The organism is Streptomyces sp. NPDC029169 (assembly GCF_055563935.1).
Genome location: NZ_JBVHXA010000011.1, coordinates 49,451 through 67,552, shown reverse-complemented (window position 1 = coordinate 67,552; position 18,102 = coordinate 49,451). Strand labels below are relative to the sequence as shown.

Annotated in this window: 12 protein-coding genes; 2 read left to right on the top strand and 10 right to left on the bottom strand. The window is 71.6% G+C overall.

What is annotated here, in order from left to right:
* Positions 1-23 precede the first annotated feature (23 nt).
* The 5 genes from ACZ4VI_RS21265 to ACZ4VI_RS21245 all read right to left on the bottom strand — a co-directional run bounded on the left by ACZ4VI_RS21265 (position 24) and on the right by ACZ4VI_RS21245 (position 8,157).
* Entirely contained in the window at positions 24-2,018 is a 1,995-nt protein-coding gene (locus ACZ4VI_RS21265; protein WP_468001269.1) for an ATP-dependent DNA helicase, read from the bottom strand.
* A gap of 37 nt (positions 2,019-2,055) precedes the next feature.
* Positions 2,056-3,882, bottom strand: coding sequence for an IucA/IucC family protein (locus ACZ4VI_RS21260; RefSeq protein ID WP_468001267.1), 1,827 nt, complete (start codon positions 3,880-3,882; stop codon positions 2,056-2,058).
* A gap of 65 nt (positions 3,883-3,947) precedes the next feature.
* Complete coding sequence (locus ACZ4VI_RS21255) at positions 3,948-4,712, bottom strand: GNAT family N-acetyltransferase (protein ID WP_468001264.1); 765 nt, start codon at positions 4,710-4,712, stop codon at positions 3,948-3,950.
* A gap of 67 nt (positions 4,713-4,779) precedes the next feature.
* Positions 4,780-6,654: an IucA/IucC family protein gene (locus tag ACZ4VI_RS21250; protein WP_468001262.1), complete on the bottom strand. Its 1,875-nt coding sequence runs from the start codon at positions 6,652-6,654 to the stop codon at positions 4,780-4,782.
* A gap of 39 nt (positions 6,655-6,693) precedes the next feature.
* Positions 6,694-8,157, bottom strand: a complete 1,464-nt coding sequence (locus ACZ4VI_RS21245) for a diaminobutyrate--2-oxoglutarate transaminase family protein (RefSeq protein WP_468001260.1) — start codon at positions 8,155-8,157, stop codon at positions 6,694-6,696.
* 323 nt (positions 8,158-8,480) lie between these two features.
* Between ACZ4VI_RS21245 and ACZ4VI_RS21240 the strand changes: the two genes are divergently transcribed.
* Positions 8,481-9,656, top strand: a complete 1,176-nt coding sequence (locus ACZ4VI_RS21240) for a trypsin-like serine peptidase (protein WP_468001258.1) — start codon at positions 8,481-8,483, stop codon at positions 9,654-9,656.
* 98 nt (positions 9,657-9,754) lie between these two features.
* The gene (locus ACZ4VI_RS21235) at positions 9,755-10,924 is read left to right on the top strand and encodes a trypsin-like serine peptidase (protein ID WP_468001257.1); all 1,170 of its coding nucleotides are present in this window, start codon (positions 9,755-9,757) and stop codon (positions 10,922-10,924) included.
* Positions 10,925-11,002: 78 nt separating this feature from the next.
* Here the strand turns inward: ACZ4VI_RS21235 and hflX are convergent, their stop codons facing one another.
* From hflX to ACZ4VI_RS21210, 5 genes are all read right to left on the bottom strand, one after another.
* A complete protein-coding gene (gene hflX, locus ACZ4VI_RS21230) occupies positions 11,003-12,496 on the bottom strand; it encodes a GTPase HflX (RefSeq protein WP_468001255.1) in 1,494 nt (497 codons plus the stop codon).
* Between the two features lie 129 nt (positions 12,497-12,625).
* On the bottom strand, positions 12,626-14,119 hold the full coding sequence (locus ACZ4VI_RS21225) for a M1 family metallopeptidase (RefSeq protein ID WP_468001253.1): 1,494 nt from the start codon (positions 14,117-14,119) through the stop codon (positions 12,626-12,628).
* A gap of 82 nt (positions 14,120-14,201) precedes the next feature.
* Positions 14,202-16,379, bottom strand: coding sequence for a RelA/SpoT family protein (locus tag ACZ4VI_RS21220; RefSeq protein ID WP_468001251.1), 2,178 nt, complete (start codon positions 16,377-16,379; stop codon positions 14,202-14,204).
* Positions 16,380-16,581: 202 nt separating this feature from the next.
* Positions 16,582-17,457 carry a diaminopimelate epimerase gene (dapF, locus tag ACZ4VI_RS21215; RefSeq protein WP_468001250.1) on the bottom strand — a complete coding sequence of 292 codons (876 nt, stop codon included), beginning with the start codon at positions 17,455-17,457 and terminating at the stop codon, positions 16,582-16,584.
* An 80-nt stretch (positions 17,458-17,537) separates the two neighbouring features.
* On the bottom strand, positions 17,538-18,002 hold the full coding sequence (locus ACZ4VI_RS21210; protein ID WP_468001499.1) for a hypothetical protein: 465 nt from the start codon (positions 18,000-18,002) through the stop codon (positions 17,538-17,540).
* Positions 18,003-18,102: the final 100 nt, after the last annotated feature.

Below are 18,102 nucleotides of genomic sequence, written 5' to 3'. Positions count from 1 at the left end.
TGGTTGCTCTCCGTCGGGGTTGCTCAATTGTTGGTTACGGTCACTGCGCCGTCGGCCGCCTTGGCAGCGGCATCGATCGCCGACAAAGACTTACGCACCTGGTTGCGGTCCGTCGTGTACCAGAAGTCGGGCAGCGAAGCCTTCAGGTAGCTGCCGTACCGGGCGGTGGCAAGCCGCGGATCGAGTACGGCGACGACGCCACGGTCTCCCGTGGCGCGTACGAGACGGCCCGCGCCCTGGGCCATCAGCAGCGCCGCGTGGGTGGCGGCGACGGCCATGAAGCCATTGCCGCCCGCGTCCTCGACCGCCTTCTGGCGGGCGCTCATCAGCGGGTCGTCGGGGCGCGGGAACGGGATCTTGTCCATCACCACCAGCTGACAGCTGGCGCCCGGGACGTCCACTCCCTGCCACAGGGAGAGCGTGCCGAAGAGACACGTCTGCGGATCGGCGGAGAAGTTCTTGATCAGCTCGCCGAGCGTGTCCTCGCCCTGGAGGAGGATCGGGAGCTCGGGGATGCGGGAGCGCAGCTCCTCGGCCGCGAGCTGGGCGGCGCGCATCGAGGAGAACAGACCGAGCGTCCGCCCGCCGGCCGCCTGCATCAGCTCCGTGAGCTCGTCGTGCATGTCGGCGCGGTCGCCGTCCCGCGCGGGGCGGGCCAGGTGCTTGGCGACGTAGAGAATCCCCTGCTTGGGGTAGTCGAACGGCGAGCCGACGTCGAGGCCCTTCCACACCGGGATGTCGTCACCCTGGGTGCCCTCCGGGGCCAGGCCCAGGGAGGCCCCGACCCCGTTGAAGTCGCCGCCCAGCTTCAGCGTGGCCGAGGTGAGGACCACGGACCGGTCCGCGAAGAGCTTCTCGCGCAGCAGCCCGGACACGGAGAGCGGGGCGACCCTCAGCGAGGCTCCGAAACGGTCGTGCCGTTCGTACCAGACGACGTCGTACTCGGAGCCCTGGGTGATGCGCTCGGCGACGGAGTGGACGGTCTCCACGGAGGCCAGGGCCTGCTTACGGACGGCGTCCTCGTCCTGGACGGACTTGTCCCGGGTGGAGCCGAGCGCAGAGATCACCGCGCGCGAGGCGTCGCGCAGCGCCATCAGTGCGTAGGCCAGGTCCTCCGGGATCTCCTCCAGACGGCCCGGCAGGGCCAGCTCCATCAGCCGCTCGAAGCCCTCCGCCGCCGTCTGGAGCTGGTCGGCGACCTTTTCGTCGACCAGCTTCGCGGCACGGCGGACCGCGCGGTTGACCTGACCGGGAGTGAGCTCGCCGGTGGCGACGCCGGTGACCCGGGAGACGAGCTCATGGGCCTCGTCGACGATCAGCACTTCGTGCTGCGGGAGCACGGGGGCGCCTTCGATCGCGTCGATGGCCAGCAGGGCGTGATTGGTGACGACGACCTCGGCGAGCTTGGCCCGCTCACGGGCCGCCTCCGCGAAGCACTCCGCCCCGTACGCGCACTTGCTCGCTCCCAGGCACTCCCGGGAGGAGACGGACACCTGGCCCCAGGCGCGATCCGAGACGCCCGGCGTCAGATCATCCCGGTCGCCCGTCTCCGTCTCGTCCGACCAGTCACGGAGCCTCAGCAGGTCCTGTCCCAGCTTGCTGGTGGGGGCCGCGGCCTCGAAGGGGTCGAACAGGCCCTCTTCCTCGTCCTGGGGCACGCCCTCATGGAGGCGGTGGAGACAGAGGTAGTTCGACCGCCCCTTGAGCATCGCGAACTCAGGGCGCCGGCGCAGCTGCGGGTGCAGGGCCTCGACCGTACGCGGAAGATCGCGCTCGACCAGCTGGCGCTGGAGCGCCAGGGTGGCCGTGGCGACCACCACCCGCTCACCGTGCGCCAGCGCCGGCACCAGATAGCCGAGGGACTTTCCGGTGCCGGTGCCGGCCTGGACCAGCAGGTGGGAGCTGTCGTCGATGGCCTCGGCAACTGCCTCGGCCATGGTGACCTGGCCGGGCCGCTCCACACCGCCGACGGCGGAGACGGCGGCGTGCAGGAGGTCGGGGAGGGATGGCTTCGTCATAGCGCGTCCACCCTACGGCGCAGCACTGACAGTCGGGTCACGCGAGCGGATTCGGGACCGTTCCGTGGACGGCGGCGTGCGGCCGCTCGGGGCGGTCGCGGTAGCCGTCCAGGTGCAGACGGTTGCGGTTGAGACAGAGCCGCTCGATCCGCGGGGTGAGGAGATCGAAGAGCTCGAACCGTTCCTTCAGCTCCGGGAAGCGCGCCTGGTGGCGCAGGATCTCGCTCCGCACGAGGGTCCAGAAGTCACCCTCCGGTACCGCGAGTTGGTCCTCGCACAGTGGTGCCAGGTAGCGGAAGACACCGACAAACAGCCCTGAATGGATGAACTGGGTGAGGAAGTCGGGCTCCTCGGTGAGGAGGACCGCCCGGACGTCGTCCGGCATCGCGTCGTGCTCGGGGAGCGGGTGGGCGCTGATGTTGACGTCGTCGACGAAGTCCTTGATCGCCAGGCGTACAGGGGTGTCACGGTCGTCGTAGACGACGATGGCGTTCTCGCCGTGCGGGGAGAAGACGGTGCCGTACTGGTAGAGGAAGTGCAGCAGCGGAGGCAGCAGGGCGGCGAAGAGACGTTGGAGCCAGGCGGTGGGAGCGAGTCCGGAACGCTCGACGAGCTCCGCGACGAAGGCACGGCCGTGCACATCGGTGTGCAGCAGGGACGCCAGGGTCCGGGCGCGTTCGCCGGGCGGGAGCCGGAGCGGTTCGCGCCAGATCGCTCCGAGGAGTTCCTTGTACTGGTACGGGACCTCGGGGAGTCGGTCGTAGAGGGGGTGCTCGACGGTGACCGAGGCGACCTCGCCGAGCAGGATCACCCCGCACTCGTCGCGCAGGAACGGATCTCCGTCGCGGAGCCCGTGGACCCATGAGGTGACGGCGGGTGCGGCGAGGGTCCGTTCCGTGGGCAGCCCGCGCCAGACGAGGGTGTTGAGCACGGAGAGCGGCAGCTTCACGGTGTGCCGGTCGGGCCTGCTCGTGTTGAGGAAGGTACGGATCGACTGCTGCGGCATCCGCAGATCGCCGTCCGCGGGCAGCGGGACGATGGCGCCGGCGGCGACCGCGGGGGCGTAGAGCGGAAGGATGATCTCGTCCCACTGCCACGGGTGGACGGGCAGGAGGAGGTACCTGTCGGGGTCGAGGCCCCGGGCCCGCAGGGTGGCACGGAAGGTCTCGCGGGCGTCGGCGTCGAGCTCGCGGTCGTAGAGCCGGTCGGGGGTGTCCAGGCCGGGGACTCCGCGGTAGGCGGCGAGGTCGGAGCTGACGGCGATCCAGGGGAGTCGGGCGGGGCGGCGGGCTTCGGGCGCCCATCGGGCGGCGTCGGCGGCGGAGAACCCGATCCGGCCCTTGTTGAGGACGATCCAGGGGTGGCCGGTCTGGTGGCCTTCGAGTTCGGCGTATCCGAGGTCGGCGAGCCGGTCGGTGGTGCAGGCCGTGCGGTCGAGGCGGGCGTCGGCGGCGAGGGTGGTGGTGAGCTCGCGGATCAGATGGCCGAGGGTGGCGCCGTCGAGGTTCAGGAGGCGGCGGGCACGGACGAGGAAGTCGAGGGGATCGGTCATCGGCCGGCCGTCGCAGGCGAGGGAGTCGGGCGAGAGGCGCCAGCTTCCGTAGGCGCCGCGGCGGGCCGTGAAGGTGAGGGTCGAGCCGTCGTCGAGACGCAGGAGATAGCGCTGGGGGCCGGGCGGGGTGCCGGACTCGGTGCCGGACTCCCGCCCGGTCGCGGTGTCGGCAGCCGGCACGGGCTCGATGATCTCCTCGTACGCGAACTCGGCGATGGTCTTGGCGAGCAGGCGGGCGGCGGCCCGGGTCCAGGCTTCGGGGGTCAGCTCGGGAGGTGCGAGCAGTGCGGAGTCGTGGGTGGCAGGGGACATCGGCACGGGGACTCCTCGGGTCGGGAACCGCTGTGGGTCGAGCGGTGTATGTAAGGCAGAGGCGTTCACAGGACGTGACGAAGGGCGCGGTCGCGGACCAAGAGGGCGGCTCGTTTGTCGGGAAGGTCGACTTCCGCGGTGTAGCGGAAGCCAGCGCTCAAGAAGGCCGAGACGGAGGGGGTGTTGCGCAGATCGGGTTCGGCGATGACGCGTGTGCAGCGGGGGCGGTGGTCGAGCGCGAGGTCCGCCACGGCGCGGAGGAGCGCGGTGCCGACACCGCGGCCTCGGTCGGCGACGCTGCCGAGAAGGAGGTGGATGCCCGTGTCGTGCGGGCGGGCCGGATAGTGCCGGGCGAGCGGGTCGAGGTCGGCGCGGTAGATCTCGAAGTAGCTCATCGGGATGGAGTCGAGGACTCCGAGACAGGGCACGCTGCGGCCGTCGCCATCGAGTTGGGCGCGGATGTGGGTGGCCGTGACGCCCTCGGAGCCGGCGAGCTCCCAGAAGGCGGCGACGGCCGGGTCGTTCATCCACCGGGTGATGAGGGTCAGGTCGCGCTCGAGCCTGACGGGTACGAGGCGGAACGTGCCGACGGGGGTGACGGCAGGGCTCCACGAGGCGACCTCGTCGAGGAGGTCGCCGTCCGTGGTCGCCGCGCCCTCGCCGGCCGCGATCAGGGCGACGAGCTCGTCCGAGAGGTGCAGGTCCAGAGTGTCCTCGCTGCCCGTGCCGGAAGCGGGCAGGGGGCCGGTTCCAGGATCGGGGCCGGTTCCGGTGTCGGGGCCGGTGGCGGCGTCCTTGTCGGTGCCGGGGCGCGCATCGGTGGGAGGCATCGGGGGCTCTCCTCTCGGCGGTTCGGTCGGCTGGTGGTCTGTCGGCCTCGCGGTCGGGGGGTGGGCTTCAGGAGCGGAGGGGGTTGGTGATGGTGACGTAGACGGATTGGGTGTCGACAGGGCCGACGAGTTCGTCGAGGCCGTGCAGGCGGGTGAGGAGGTTGGCCTTGCAGCGCAGGGTCGCGGCCTCGAGGAGCCGGTGCGGAAGCGGGGAGCCGAGGCTGGTGGCGGAGGTGAGGAACTGGCGGAATCCGGCGAGCAGGACGCGTTCGTCGGCGAGGTGCTGGGCGCCGAAGGCCCCGATGAGTCCGAGGACGTTGTTGATGCCGAGGTAGTAGGCGAAGCGCTCGTCGGTGACCTGGTCGGAGACGAAGGTGTCGCTGGCGGCACCGATGCCGGGGAGGCGGCTCTCCAGCTCGTCGCGGCGGGACTCGCGGAAGTAGTAGCCCTGATTGTCGCGGTAGCGGCCGCCGATGGGCCAGCCGTCGGGGTCGAGGAGCACCAGGGTGTTCTGCTGGTGGGCCTCGAGGGCGACGCCTGCCACGCCGTCGAGCCAGAGGACGGGGCGGACGACCTGGTCGAGGTAGCGCAGGAACCACTCGGCGGCGACGGCGGCGGTCGGGCGGCCGGTGCGGGCGGCGAGGCAGGTGACGATGTCGGCGAGGCGGGAGCGCATTCGCGTGGTGCCGGGCCAGGGGCGCTGGGCGGTGAGGGCGGCGATGCAGACGGCGTCGTCTCCGGCGGCGAAGGGGTTGTGCCGGATCATCACGTCGAGACCGGGGACGGGTTCGCCGTCCGGGGTGTCGACCGCGAGCCAGGCGGGGTCGCGGACGATGTCGAAGCCGGGGTGGGAGGCCTGCCACTGGTCGATGAGGCCCGTGCGCAGGAGCCGGTGGACCTCCACGCCGCGGTGGAGTTCCTTGCGGAGGTTCTCACGGCGGGAGTTGGTGATGCGGACGCCGAGGGAGAGCTTGAGCATCGTCCGGGCGCCGGGCCGGTGCACGGTGCGGACGGAGGAGGTGGGGTACCAGGCGGCGCCGGCGGGTCCGAGGTGGTGGAGCAGGCCGGAGGCGAGAAGGGAGGCGACGGCGGGGCGGTGGGACAGTTCGCGTGCCTGCCAGGGGTGCAGGGGCAACGGGACGGTGCCCGCGGGCAGTTCGAGTCCTTCGGCGAGGCCGGTGGCGAGCTGCGCGGCGGTGACGGGGCGGCCCTGTTCGGTCCAGGCGGAGTCGGAGGCGAGGACGGTGGGGTCGACGGCCATCCAGTGCAGCGGGAAGGAGCCGTACAGCTCGGGTGAGTAGAGCCGGGCCTCGGCGTCGGAGAGGCCTTCTCGGCTCTTGGGGGTGGGGTGGAGCGGGTGGCCGAGCAGCAGGGACTGCTCGGCGGTGAGGAAGAGGTCGGCTTCGGGGCCGGGGGTCGGGCGGGTGCGCCGCTCGGTGATGAAGTCGGCGGTGCGGCGGGCCGAGTCGGCGACCCGGCCGACGAGTTCGGTGCCTTCGGGGCGGCCGGTCTCGCGGCTGATCAGGGCGGCCACGGTGACGGCGTCGACGCGCGGGGCGGTGGGGTGAAGCCCTTCGAGGGCGGGCGGGCCGAAGCGGTGCCATCCCGTGGGCGACCAGTAGAGGACAGGGACGAGGAGGGCGGTGCCGCTGGATTCGAGGGGGATACGGAGCGTGCTGGAGTCCGGGGCGGACAGGTTCTTCTCCCGTACCCAGCAGCGCAGCAGGTTCTCGATGGTCGCCGCGTCGGCGGCGCGCCGCGGATCGGGGTCGTCGAGGTGGTCCTGACGGGTGGCGGCGCCACCCGCAACCGTCAGCGCGGGCGCGGGCTGGGGGTCGTACGGGCCGGAGTGCTGGCGCGGGACGGTGGCCTGCTCGACGGTGAGCGGGCCGCGTGCGGCGCTGCCGGTGTCGGACGCTTCGGAGGCGGGGCTGGCGTTCACGGGGGCTTCCTTGTGAGGGTGTCCGGGTTCGGTCCGGGATCAGTGGGACGGTCCGGTCGGCCCGGTGGGTCCGGTGGCGTTCCGGAGGGGCGCGTCATGCGCGGGCGGGCGCGGGCGGTGGGCGCGTTCGGCGGCGGCCAGGGCGTCGGCGAAGCGGTCGAGGACGGCCTCGGCCTGCTCGTCGGTGAGGGTGAGCGGGGGCAGGAGCCGGACGACGCCCGAATGCCGGCCGCCGAGTTCGACGATGAGTCCGCGGTCCAGGCATTCCTGCTGGACGGCGGCGGCGAGGGCCGGGGCGACCGGTGGCACGGCGGCATCGGTGCCGACGGCATCCGGGTCCACGAGCTCGACGCCGATCATGAGCCCCCGGCCCCTTACGTCGCCGATGCAGGGGTGGGCGGCGGCCAGGCCCTGGAGACGGCCGAGCATCCGGGCGCCGAGGGTGGCGGCGCGGTCGGCCAGCCCGTTCTCCCGTACGTACGCGAGGGTGGCGGCGCCGGCGGCCATGGCGAGCTGGTTGCCGCGGAACGTGCCGGCGTGGGCGCCGGGCTGCCAGGCGTCGAGCTCCGCCCGATAGACGATGACCGCGAGCGGGAGGGAGCCGCCGATGGCCTTGGAGAGGACCATGACGTCGGGCACGACGCCGCTGTGCTCGACGGCCCAGAAGGCGCCGGTGCGGCCGACGCCCGTCTGGACCTCGTCGGCGATGAGAGGGATGGACCGGTCCGCGGTGATCTGCCGCATGCGGCGCATCCAGGCGTCGGGGGCGGGGATGACGCCGCCCTCCCCCTGCACAGGTTCGAGGATCATCGCGGCGGGGGTCGTGACCCCGCTCTTGGGGTCGTCGAGGAGGTTCTCCGTCCAGCGCGCGGACAGTTCGGCGCCGCGTTCGCCGCCGACGCCGAAGGGGCAGCGGTAGTTCTGCGGGTAGGGCAGCCGGGCGACCCGTACGTCCGTCGCGCCCCCCGAGGCGTCCAGGGCACCGGCCGTCATGCCGTGGTAGGCGCCGGTGAAGCTGAGCAGCCCGCTGCGGCCGGTGGCCGTGCGGACGAGTTTGAGCGCGGCCTCGACGGCGTCGGTCCCGGCCGGCCCGCAGAACTGGATGCGCGCGCTCTCGGCGAGTCCGGCCGGCAGCGTGGCGAACAGCTCGGTGGTGAAGGCGTCCTTGACCGGGGTGGCGAGGTCGAGGACATGGAGGGGGGCGCCGGAGTCGAGCACCTTCTTGATGGCTTCGAGGACCACCGGGTGGTTGTGTCCGAGGGCCAGGGTCCCCGCGCCCGAGAGACAGTCCAGGTAACGCCGGCCGTCCGCGCCCTCGATGGTCAGTCCTCTGGCCCGCACGGGAACGATCGGCAGCGAGCGCGCGTAGGTGCGCGCCGCCGATTCGCGCAACGACTGTCGGCGCAGGATGCCTTCGAGAGCGCCCCGCTCGCCGGCCCTCCGCTCCCCCTGGTGCGCCTGCGCGGCCGGCGGTACGGCCGGAGCTGGTTCGGTCACGGCCACGGCTCGGTGTCCTCCCGCTGTAACAGTTGCGTTGCACATCGGTACGTTGCTCAACCCCGCGAAGGGCGGCCCTTGAACGCTTCCTCTGTGTCCCCCGTACGTACCAACGACGGGAACTGCCAAGGATCACGGGAGAATCCCAAGTTCCTTGGCGTGGCGGGGATCACGGCCTGGCAACGGCTTAGGGGAGCCGGAACCGTGGACCTGGCTCGTACCGTCCCCTCCGGCACCGGCATAGTGGGGGCCGCACTTTGGCGCCGGTCCCCGGCGCCCATCACTGTTCACTCATGCACAAGTTGACGTAGTCCCAGGGGGATCACGAGATGCGATCGATTCGTCCGTTGCTGGCCGCGGCAGCCGCCGTCGCGGCGTTGACGCTGACGACGACGGCCTGCGGCCCGACCGAGGAGAACGCGGGAGACAAGCCCAGCGCGCCCGCGAGCCCGTCCGGCGCCGACAAGATCACGATTCCGGACGATCTCAAGGACCGGCTCAAGGAGCACGGGATCGATCTGGACAAGTGGAGAAACGGCGAGTGGAAGAACTGGGACCGCGACAAGTGGCTGCGTGAGGCGAAGGATTACGTCAACCCGATCATCGAGGACCTCTGGGACCCGGACCGGATGCGGGACGCCCAGCGGCCCGACAAGCCGGTCGAGGAGGAGGACATCTCCGGCGACAAGGGGGTGACCGACCCGACGCCCGCGCCGGTCAAGGCCAAGGGTGTGCCGGCGCCGTACCACTCCAACGCCCCTGAGGCGGGCAAGGTGTTCTTCGACGGACCCGAGGGTTCGATGGTCTGCTCGGCCACGGTCGTGAAGGACCCGGCGAACCCCGGCAAGTCCAACATGGTCTGGACGGCGGGCCACTGCGTGCACGCCGGCAAGAAGGGCGGCTGGTACCGCAACATCGCCTTCGTGCCCTCGTACAACGACAAGGCCCTGCCGACCGCGCAGTTGCAGAACGCGACCCGTGAGCAGGTCGCTCCGTACGGCGTGTGGTGGGGCGACTGGGCGCAGACCTCCGAGCAGTGGATCTCGGAGGGTGCGGCGACGGGCGGCCAGGGTGCTCCGTACGACTTCGCGGTGATCCATGTGACGCCGGAGAAGGGAAGCACGGGCAAGTCGCTGGAGGAGACGGTCGGTTCGGCGCTTCCGGTGGACTTCAACGCTCCCGCGGTGTCGAAGATCGCTAACATGAAGGCGACCGGCTACCCGGCGGGTCCGCCGTTCGACGGCCAGAAGATGTACCAGTGCCAGGACAAGCCGGGCCGTCTTTCGGTGAAGGCGGAGCAGCCGACGATGTACCGCATCGGCTGCACCATGACCGGTGGTTCGTCCGGTGGCGGCTGGGTGGCCGCGGGTGCGGACGGCAAGCCGGCGCTGGTGTCCAACACCTCGATCGGCCCGGTGACGGCCGGCTGGCTGGCCGGTCCGCGCCTGGGCGCCGAGGCGAAGGGCATCTACGACGCGGTCAGCAAGAAGTACGCCGGCCGCTAGGCGGAATCGGTTCGGGGCGGGGTCCTTCGGGATCCCGCCCCTTCGCACGAGCACATCACACACACAGAACCTTCATTTCATCAGGGGGATCCCTCCACATGCGTTCCATACGACTCTTTCCGGCCGCCGTGGGCCTGGCCTCGGCGCTCGCGCTGACCGCCACCGCCTGCGGCCCGACCGAGACGCCGGCGGCCGACAAGCCCGCCGCGGGGGCGAGCGCCTCCGCTTCCGCCACCGGAGGCGGCGATGACGCCGGCCTTCCCCAGGACCTCGCCGACAAGCTGAAGAAGCACGGCGTCGACGTGGACAAGTGGAAGGACGGCGAGTGGAAGAACTGGAACAAGGACACCTGGCTCCGTGAGGCCGAGGACTTCGTCAACCCCGTGATCGACGGGCTCTGGGACTCCGAGCGCATGCAGTCCGCGAAGAGCCCGGACCAGACGATGACGACCACGGCGGGCACCGGGGGCACCGACCCCGTGCCGCGTCCCGTGCAGGCGCAGCGGGAGAAGACTCCGTACCACCGCAACGCCGCGCCGGTCGGCAAGATCTTCTTCGACTCGCCCCAGGGCAGCATGGTCTGCTCCGGCACGATCGTGAAGGACCCGCGCCGGCCCGGGAAGTCCAACTTGGTGTGGACCGCGGGCCACTGTGTCCACGCCGGTCAGCGGGGCGGCTGGTACCGCAACATCACCTTCGTCCCGGCCTACAACGACCTCGGCAAGTCGGCGTCCGCGCTTCGCAAGGCGCAGCCGCACGAGGTCGCGCCGTACGGTCAGTACTGGGCCGACTGGGCCGTGACCTCGGGCGAGTGGATCAACCGCGGCGGTACGAACGCGGCCTGGCCGTACGACTACGCCGTGCTGCACGTGCAGCCGGAGCGGGGCAAGAAGTCCCTGGAGGAGACCGTCGGCGTCGCGCTGCCGATCGACTTCTCGGCCCCGGCGCACGCTCGGGCGGGCTACATGGGCGCCTGGGGCTACCCGGCGGCGGCGCCGTACAACGGTCTGATCATGCACAAGTGCGTCGACCGGCCGACCCGGCTGACGACGGCTCCGGCCACGCCCACCATGTACCGCATCGGCTGCACCATGACCGGTGGCTCCTCGGGCGGCGGCTGGATCCGGACCATGCCGAACGGAAAGCCGGCGCTGGTGTCGAACACGTCGATCGGCCCGGCCGGCGGCAACGGCTGGCTGGCGGGTCCGCAGCTGGGCAGGGGCGCGAAGGACGCGCACGAGATGGTGAGCAAGAAGTTCGCTCGCTGACCCGGTAGGGATGTGAGAAGCGGAAGGCCCCGCCCCCCGATGAGGGGGACGGGGCCTTCCGTGTCACCTACGGACCGGTCAGTGCGCGGCCGGAACGAACGGCGCGAGGAACGCCGCGAGCTCCTCGTGCACGCGCGCCTTGAGCAGCGTGCCCTCCGGGGTGTGCTCCTCGGAGAGCAGCTCGCCCTCGGCGTGCACCCGGGAGACGAGACCGCCTTCGGTGTAAGGCACGAGTGCCTCGATCTCGACCTGCGGGCGCGGCAGCTCGGCGTCGATGAGCGCGAGCAGCTCCCCGATGCCCTCGCCCGTGCGGGCGGAGACCGCGATCACGTGCCGCTCCACCCGCAGCAGCCGCTGCAGGATGAGGGGGTCGGCCGCGTCCGCCTTGTTGACGACCACGACCTCCGGCACGTTCACCGCGCCGACGTCCCGGAACACCTCGCGCACGGCGGCGAGCTGCTCCTCCGGAGCCGGGTGCGAGCCGTCCACCACGTGCAGGATGAGGTCGGCGTCGGCGACCTCCTCCATGGTGGAGCGGAACGCCTCGACGAGGTGGTGCGGCAGATGCCGTACGAACCCGACGGTGTCGGTCAGGGTGTACACCCGGCCGCCGGGCGTCTCGGCCCGGCGCACGGTCGGGTCGAGGGTGGCGAACAGTGCGTTCTCCACCAGCACGCCCGCGCCGGTCAGCCGGTTGAGCAGGGAGGACTTGCCGGCGTTGGTGTAACCGGCGATGGCGACCGAGGGAACCTTGTGACGGCGCCGCTCCTGCCGCTTGATGTCGCGGCCGGTCTTCATCTCCGCGATCTCCCGGCGCATCTTCGCCATCTTCTCGCGGATCCGTCGCCGGTCGGTCTCGATCTTGGTCTCACCGGGACCACGGGTGGCCATGCCGCCACCGCCGCCGCCACCCATCTGACGGGAGAGCGACTGACCCCAGCCTCGCAGCCGCGGCAGCATGTACTGCATTTGCGCGAGCGCGACCTGCGCCTTGCCCTCTCGGGACTTGGCGTGCTGGGCGAAGATGTCGAGGATGAGGGCGGTCCGGTCGACCACCTTCACCTTGACGACGTCTTCGAGTGCGATGAGCTGGCCGGGGCTGAGCTCGCCGTCGCAGACGACGGTGTCGGCGCCGGACTCGATCACGATGTCCCGCAGCTCGCGTGCCTTGCCCGAGCCGATGAAGGTGGCCGGGTCCGGCTTGTCACGGCGCTGGATCACGCCGTCGAGCACCAGGGCGCCCGCCGTCTCGGCGAGGGCCGCCAGCTCCGCGAGGGAGTTTTCCGCGTCCTGAACTGTCCCCGAGGTCCATACGCCGACCAGCACGACGCGCTCCAGGCGCAGCTGCCGGTACTCGACCTCGGTGACGTCCTCGAGCTCGGTGGAGAGGCCCGCCACGCGCCGCAGGGCGGCGCGCTCGGAGCGGTCGAACTGATCGCCGTCCCGATCTCCGTCGATCTCGTGGCTCCAGGCGACGTCCTCTTCCATCAGGGCATCGGCCCGAAGGCTCTCGGTGCGGCTCGTCTCGGCGAAGCTCTGCTCGTCCTGGGAAGGGGATGAAGAGGAGGTCATTTGATCCTTACGTCGATGGAAAGTCGTTGCGTCGATCACAACGTGTGACGGCACGGAAAGATTCCCGGGCCGGCCGCGTCGTCGACCTGACGATGGTGACACGGTCGGCCCGGGCCCGTCATCCCGGTTTCACCGACCGTTCGCGGGGCCGCGTGCCTCGTCCGCCGAGAGGGAGCGCCAGTCGGGGTGTCCGGGCATCGGCGGCGTCTTCTCTGCGTACAGCCAGCCGGCGAAGAAGGACGTGAGGTCACGCCCTGCGATCTCGGAGGCCAGCGCGGTGAAGTCGGCGGTGGTGGCGGTGGCGTCCTGGTGCTCGCTCACCCAGCGGCGCTCCAGCTTCTGGAAGGCCTCCTTGCCGATCTCCTCGCGCAGCGCGTAGAGGACGAGGGCGCTGCCGTCGTACACGACGGGCCGGAAGAGGCTGATCTTCTGGCCGGCCGTGGGCGGCTCGGGGGCGGCGGGCGGTCCTCCGGCCGCACGCCAGGCGTCGGAGGATGCGTAGGCGGCCTTCATGCGCCGTTCCAGGGACTGTCCGGCGGTCTCCTCGGCGTACAGCGCCTCGTACCAGCTGGCGTGCCCCTCGTTGAACCACAGGTCGGACCAGGTGCGGGGCGAGACGCTGTCGCCGAACCAGTGGTGGGCGAGCTCGTGGACCATGACCGACTCGACATACCACTCCGGGAACCCCGGTTCGGTGAACAGTCTTCTCTCGAAGAGAGAGAGGGTCTGGGTCTCCAGCTCGAAGCCGGTGTCGGCGTCGGCGATCAGCAGCCCGTAGGTCTCGAAGGGGTACGGGCCGACCTGGCGCTCCATCCACTCCAGGTGGCCGGGGGTGCGCTTGAGCCAGGGTTCCAGGAGGTCCCGGTCGGCGGTGCGGACGACGTCCCGCAGGGGCAGGCCGTGCGGTCCGGTCCGGTGGACGACGGTGGTGCGGCCGATGGAGACCTGGGCGAGTTCGGTGGCCATCGGGTGGGCCGTGCGGTAGGTCCAGGTGGTGCTGGTTCCTTCGGTGGTCCGGCCCTCCGGGAGGCCGTTGGCGACGGCCGTGAGCGAGCTGGGCGCGGTGATCCGGAAGGTGAAGTACGCCTTGTCGGCGGGGTGGTCGTTGGAGGGGAAGACCCGGTGGGCGGCGTCGGCCTGGTTGGCCATGGCGAGGCCGTCGCCGGTGCGGACCCAGCCGCCGGTGTCGGCGGGGCCGCGGGGGTCGCTGGTGTGGGTGACGTCGATGGTGAGCGCGTCGCCGTCCTCCGCCGTGTCGGCGGGGGTGATCACCAGGTCTTCACCGCTGGTCTCGAAGGTCGCCGGCTCTCCGTCGACGGTGACGGAGGCGACCGTTCCGTGCGTGAAGTCCAGGTTGATCCGCTCCAGGTCGGCGGTGGCCAGCGCCTTGATCCGGGTGACGGCGGCGAGCGGTTCGGTGTTCTTGCCCGGATAGGTGAGGGCGATGTCGTACGCGAGGACGTCGTAGCCGGGGTTGCCGAGGTGGGGGAAGAGCGGGTCTCCGATGCCGAGTGGCGCCGGCGCGGGGAGGGCGGCGGCGACGAGGCCGGCCGATGCGGCGACCAGGACGGCGGAGCGCTGCCACCGCGCGCGTGGGGACGGGTTTCGGGGTGTGAGCGGCATGGGCTACGGCTACCAGGGCCTTCGCCGCTCCCCCGGGCGGCGCGCGCGACCGCCACCCGAAGGGGTCAGGGCGGTGCTGACGTCACCCGGGCAGCGACGCGCGGGCTGAGGTCGCTCCGGGGTCACGCATCATGCGTGGCGGGTGCTGGGCGCGGCTCACGTCGTACACCCCGGCGACGTCGCGCATGGCGCGCATCAGCGCGGGCAGTCCGGCCGCGTCCGGGAGTTGCAGGGTGTACGTGTGCCGCACCCGCTGTTCGCTGGGCGGCTCGACGGTCGCCGAGACGACGGCAACGCCGGCCGCGGCGATGGCCTCGGTGAGGTCGGCGAGGAGCCGGGGCCGGCCGAAGGACTCCGCGACGAGGGTGACGCGGCACTCCGCGCTGTCGCCCCAGTGGACGGTGACGGGTTCCCGCCCGAGCCGTCTCATGGTGTCGACGGAGGCGCAGCCGGTGCGGTGGACGGTGACGGAGCCGCCGCGGACCTGGAAGCCGGTGATCTCGTCGGGGGGTACGGGAGTGCAGCAGCCGGCCGGGCGTACGGCGGTGGCCTCGGCGCCGGGCAGCTCGGCGTGGAGCTTGGCGCCGGAGCGCCGGTCGGCCGTGAAGGAGACGGGCGGCCGAGGGTCGGCCTCCGGGGGCTTGGCGGCCTCCGGGTGCGCCTGGAGCCAGGCGGTGATCGCGATCCGCGCGGCGGGCGTACGGGCGTGCTCCAGCCACGCAGGGGACGGCCCGGACGCGCTGTCCTGGGCGAGCAGCAGCTGGACGGTGTCGCCGTCGTTCAGCACCGTACTGAGTGTCGCCAGGCGGCCGTTGACGCGTGCGCCCAGGCAGCCGTGGGCGGCGGCGCCGTGCTGGGCGTAGGCGGCGTCGACGCAGCTCGCCCCGGCGGGCAGGCTGATCGTGCCGGGGGCGCGTCCGTCGGCGAGGAAGACGGTGATCTCCTGGTCCTCGGCGAGGTCGGCGCGCAGTGAGGTCCAGAAGGTGTCCGGGTCAGGGGTGGACTGCTGCCAGTCGAGCAGGCGGGAGAGCCAGCCGGGGCGGGTGGGGTCGGCGCGCTCGCCGTCCTCGGCCGGTTCGGTGCCGTCGCCGCCCGTCGGGGGCGTGTACGGATTGCCCAGTGCGACGACGCCGGCCTCGGCGACCTTGTGCATCTGGTGCGTACGGATGAGGACTTCGGCGACGGCCCCGTCGGGGGCGGCGACGGCGGTGTGCAGCGACTGGTACAGGTTGAACTTCGGAGCCGCGATGAAGTCCTTGAACTCGGAGATCACCGGGGTGAAACAGGTGTGGAGTTCGCCGAGGACGGCGTAGCAGTCGGCGTCCTCCGCCACCAGGACGAGCAGTCGCCCGAAGTCGCTGCCGCGCAGGTCGCCGCGCTTGAGACGGACGCGGTGGACGGAGACGAAGTGCCGTGGCCGGACGAGGACTTCGGCGGCGATGTCCGCCTCGCGCAGGACGGTGGCGACGCAGTCGGCGATGGTGGCGAGCGCGTCGCCCGCGCCGGTGTTGCCGGCGATGAGGGCGCGGGTGTTCTCGTACTCCTCGGGGTGGAGGATCGCGAAGACGAGGTCCTCCAGCTCGGTCTTGAGCGCCTGGACGCCGAGCCGTTCGGCGAGGGGGATGAGGACGTCGCGGGTGACCTTGGCGATCCGGACCTGTTTCTCGGGGCGCATCACGCCGAGGGTGCGCATGTTGTGGAGCCGGTCGGCGAGTTTGATCGACATCACGCGGACGTCGTTGCCGGTGGCCACGAGCATCTTGCGGAACGTCTCGGGTTCGGCGGCGGCGCCGTAGTCGACCTTCTCCAGCTTGGTCACGCCGTCGACGAGATAGGCGACCTCGTCGCCGAACTGCTCCCGGACCTGATCGAGCGTCACCTCCGTGTCCTCGACGGTGTCGTGGAGGAGCGCGGCGGTCAACGTCGTCGTCTCGGCGCCGAGTTCGGCGAGGATCAGGGTCACGGCGAGCGGATGGGTGATGTACGGCTCGCCGCTCTTGCGGAACTGTCCGCGGTGCGAGGACTCGGCCAGCACGTACGCCCGGCGCAGCACGGCCAGGTCGGCGTCGGGATGGTGGGCCCGGTGGGCCTCCGCGACATGTCCGATGGCGTCGGGCAGCCTGTCTCTGGTGGTGGGGCCGAGCAGTGCGGCACGACCCAGCCTGCGGAGGTCGATCCTCGGACGGGTTCGCCTTCGGCTGGGAGCGTCGGGGCCGGTGGCCTCCGCCTCGCTCACAGGGTTGGTGGCCTCTGCACTCATGGGGCACCTCCGGCGACGTCGACCGGCGGTGAACGGGCAAGGCGTGCCTGTGGGGCCGGTGCTTGATGCTACCGACCCCACCACGTGGCGGAGTCCCGCTCTCGCTCAGCGTGAAACGGATCACCCATTCGAGCGAAAGATCAGTCGTTGACTGTTTCGAATCCGTCCGTCGGGCGCTTTCGGTCCTTACCGACGGGCAGGCTCACTCGCCCGCGAGCCAGGACGGGTCGATCGTGCCCTCGGCGACGATGACGGCGGGGCCGGTCATCTCGACCTCTCCGTCGGGGTGCTCGGTGATGATCAGCGAGCCGCCGAGGACGTCCACGGTGTACGAGACGGGCGTCCCGCTCACGGCGGGGTCGACGCCGTCCCGGCGGGCGGTGGCCACGGCGACGGCGCAGGCGCCCGTGCCGCAGGAGCGGGTCTCGGAGGCGCCGCGCTCGTGTACCCGCATGGCCACGTGGCGGGGGCCTCGGTCGGCGACGAACTCGATGTTCACACCGTCCGGGTAGACCGCGGCGGGGGCGTAGGGAGGCTCGGTGAGCAGGTTGCCCGCGTGGTCGAGGGAGTCGACGAAGGCCACGGCGTGCGGGTTGCCCATGTTCACGTTGCGGGCGGGCCAGCTGCGGCCGTCGACGGTGACGGTGACACCGTCCTCGGGGAGCCGGGCGCGGCCCATGGAGACCGTGACGGAACCGTCCTTGTCCAGGTGGATGCGCTTGACGCCGGAGCGGGTGGCGACGGCGACCTCGCCGGCCGTGACGTGGCCCGCGTGCTCCAGATAGCGGGCGAAGACCCGGATGCCGTTGCCGCACATCTCGGCGACCGAACCGTCCGCGTTGCGGTAGTCCATGAACCACTCGGCCTCGTCGGCCATGCCGCGGGCCTCGGGGTGGGCCGCGCTGCGGACCACGTGCAGCACCCCGTCGCCGCCGATGCCGGCCCGTCGGTCGCAGATGCGGGCCACGACGGCGGCCGGCAGCTCGATGGCGTTGTCGGCGTCGGGGACGATCACGAAGTCGTTCTCGGTCCCGTGGCCCTTGAGGAATGCGAGTGGCGAGGTCTGTGTCGTGGTCACGGGATCAACTGTACGGGCCGGGTCCGACAGCCGCTCGAAGATCCACCCCTCGGGCGGGGCGCTCCGCTGACGGGGGCGCCTCAGCGCAGCCGGGCCACGCGCCAGACGGCCAGGGCGACCAGGAGCGCACTGAGGAACACGTACAGGGCGATCACGCGCCAGTTCGGCCGCTCGCCGGAGCCGCGGGCCGGAAGGCCGGGCCAGGCGGAGCCGACCCTGCGGGCGGCCATCATGCCCCAGCCGGCCGCGCAGGAGCTGATCAGCAGGCCGAGCATGGCGACGACGGCACCGCCGTCGCCGGAGCCGAAGGCGAGGGGGAAGGCGAACATCAGCGAGCCGACGGCGGCGAGGCCCACGATGGGCGCGAGCTGCCAGATCCGCAGCCGGCGCTGCGGCCGCAGCTCGACCTCGACCTCGTCGGCGTCGACCTCGACGGACGAGCCTTCGGCGTCGTCCGGACCGTCCGGGCTCAAACCGGGCGCGTCACCCTGGGCTTCGCCCGGGGCCGCGTCGTGCTGTTCTCTGTCGCGAGGGCCGGCCTCCATCGCCACGCGCCCTCCCACTCGGACTCCACTTGGTCGATCGATGCTCGATGATGGCACGCCAGAGACCCCTGGAATGACGGGCAAGGCGTCCCGATGCCAT

Coding starts and splice junctions, on each gene's coding strand:
- ACZ4VI_RS21265 (WP_468001269.1), bottom strand. CDS start 2,018: ATGACGAAGCCATCCCTCCCCGACCTCCTGCACGCCGCCGTCTCCGCC.
- ACZ4VI_RS21260 (WP_468001267.1), bottom strand. CDS start 3,882: ATGTCCCCTGCCACCCACGACTCCGCACTGCTCGCACCTCCCGAGCTG.
- ACZ4VI_RS21255 (WP_468001264.1), bottom strand. CDS start 4,712: ATGCCTCCCACCGATGCGCGCCCCGGCACCGACAAGGACGCCGCCACC.
- ACZ4VI_RS21240 (WP_468001258.1), top strand. CDS start 8,481: ATGCGATCGATTCGTCCGTTGCTGGCCGCGGCAGCCGCCGTCGCGGCG.
- ACZ4VI_RS21235 (WP_468001257.1), top strand. CDS start 9,755: ATGCGTTCCATACGACTCTTTCCGGCCGCCGTGGGCCTGGCCTCGGCG.
- hflX (WP_468001255.1), bottom strand. CDS start 12,496: ATGACCTCCTCTTCATCCCCTTCCCAGGACGAGCAGAGCTTCGCCGAG.
- ACZ4VI_RS21225 (WP_468001253.1), bottom strand. CDS start 14,119: ATGCCGCTCACACCCCGAAACCCGTCCCCACGCGCGCGGTGGCAGCGC.
- ACZ4VI_RS21220 (WP_468001251.1), bottom strand. CDS start 16,379: ATGAGTGCAGAGGCCACCAACCCTGTGAGCGAGGCGGAGGCCACCGGC.
- ACZ4VI_RS21210 (WP_468001499.1), bottom strand. CDS start 18,002: ATGGAGGCCGGCCCTCGCGACAGAGAACAGCACGACGCGGCCCCGGGC.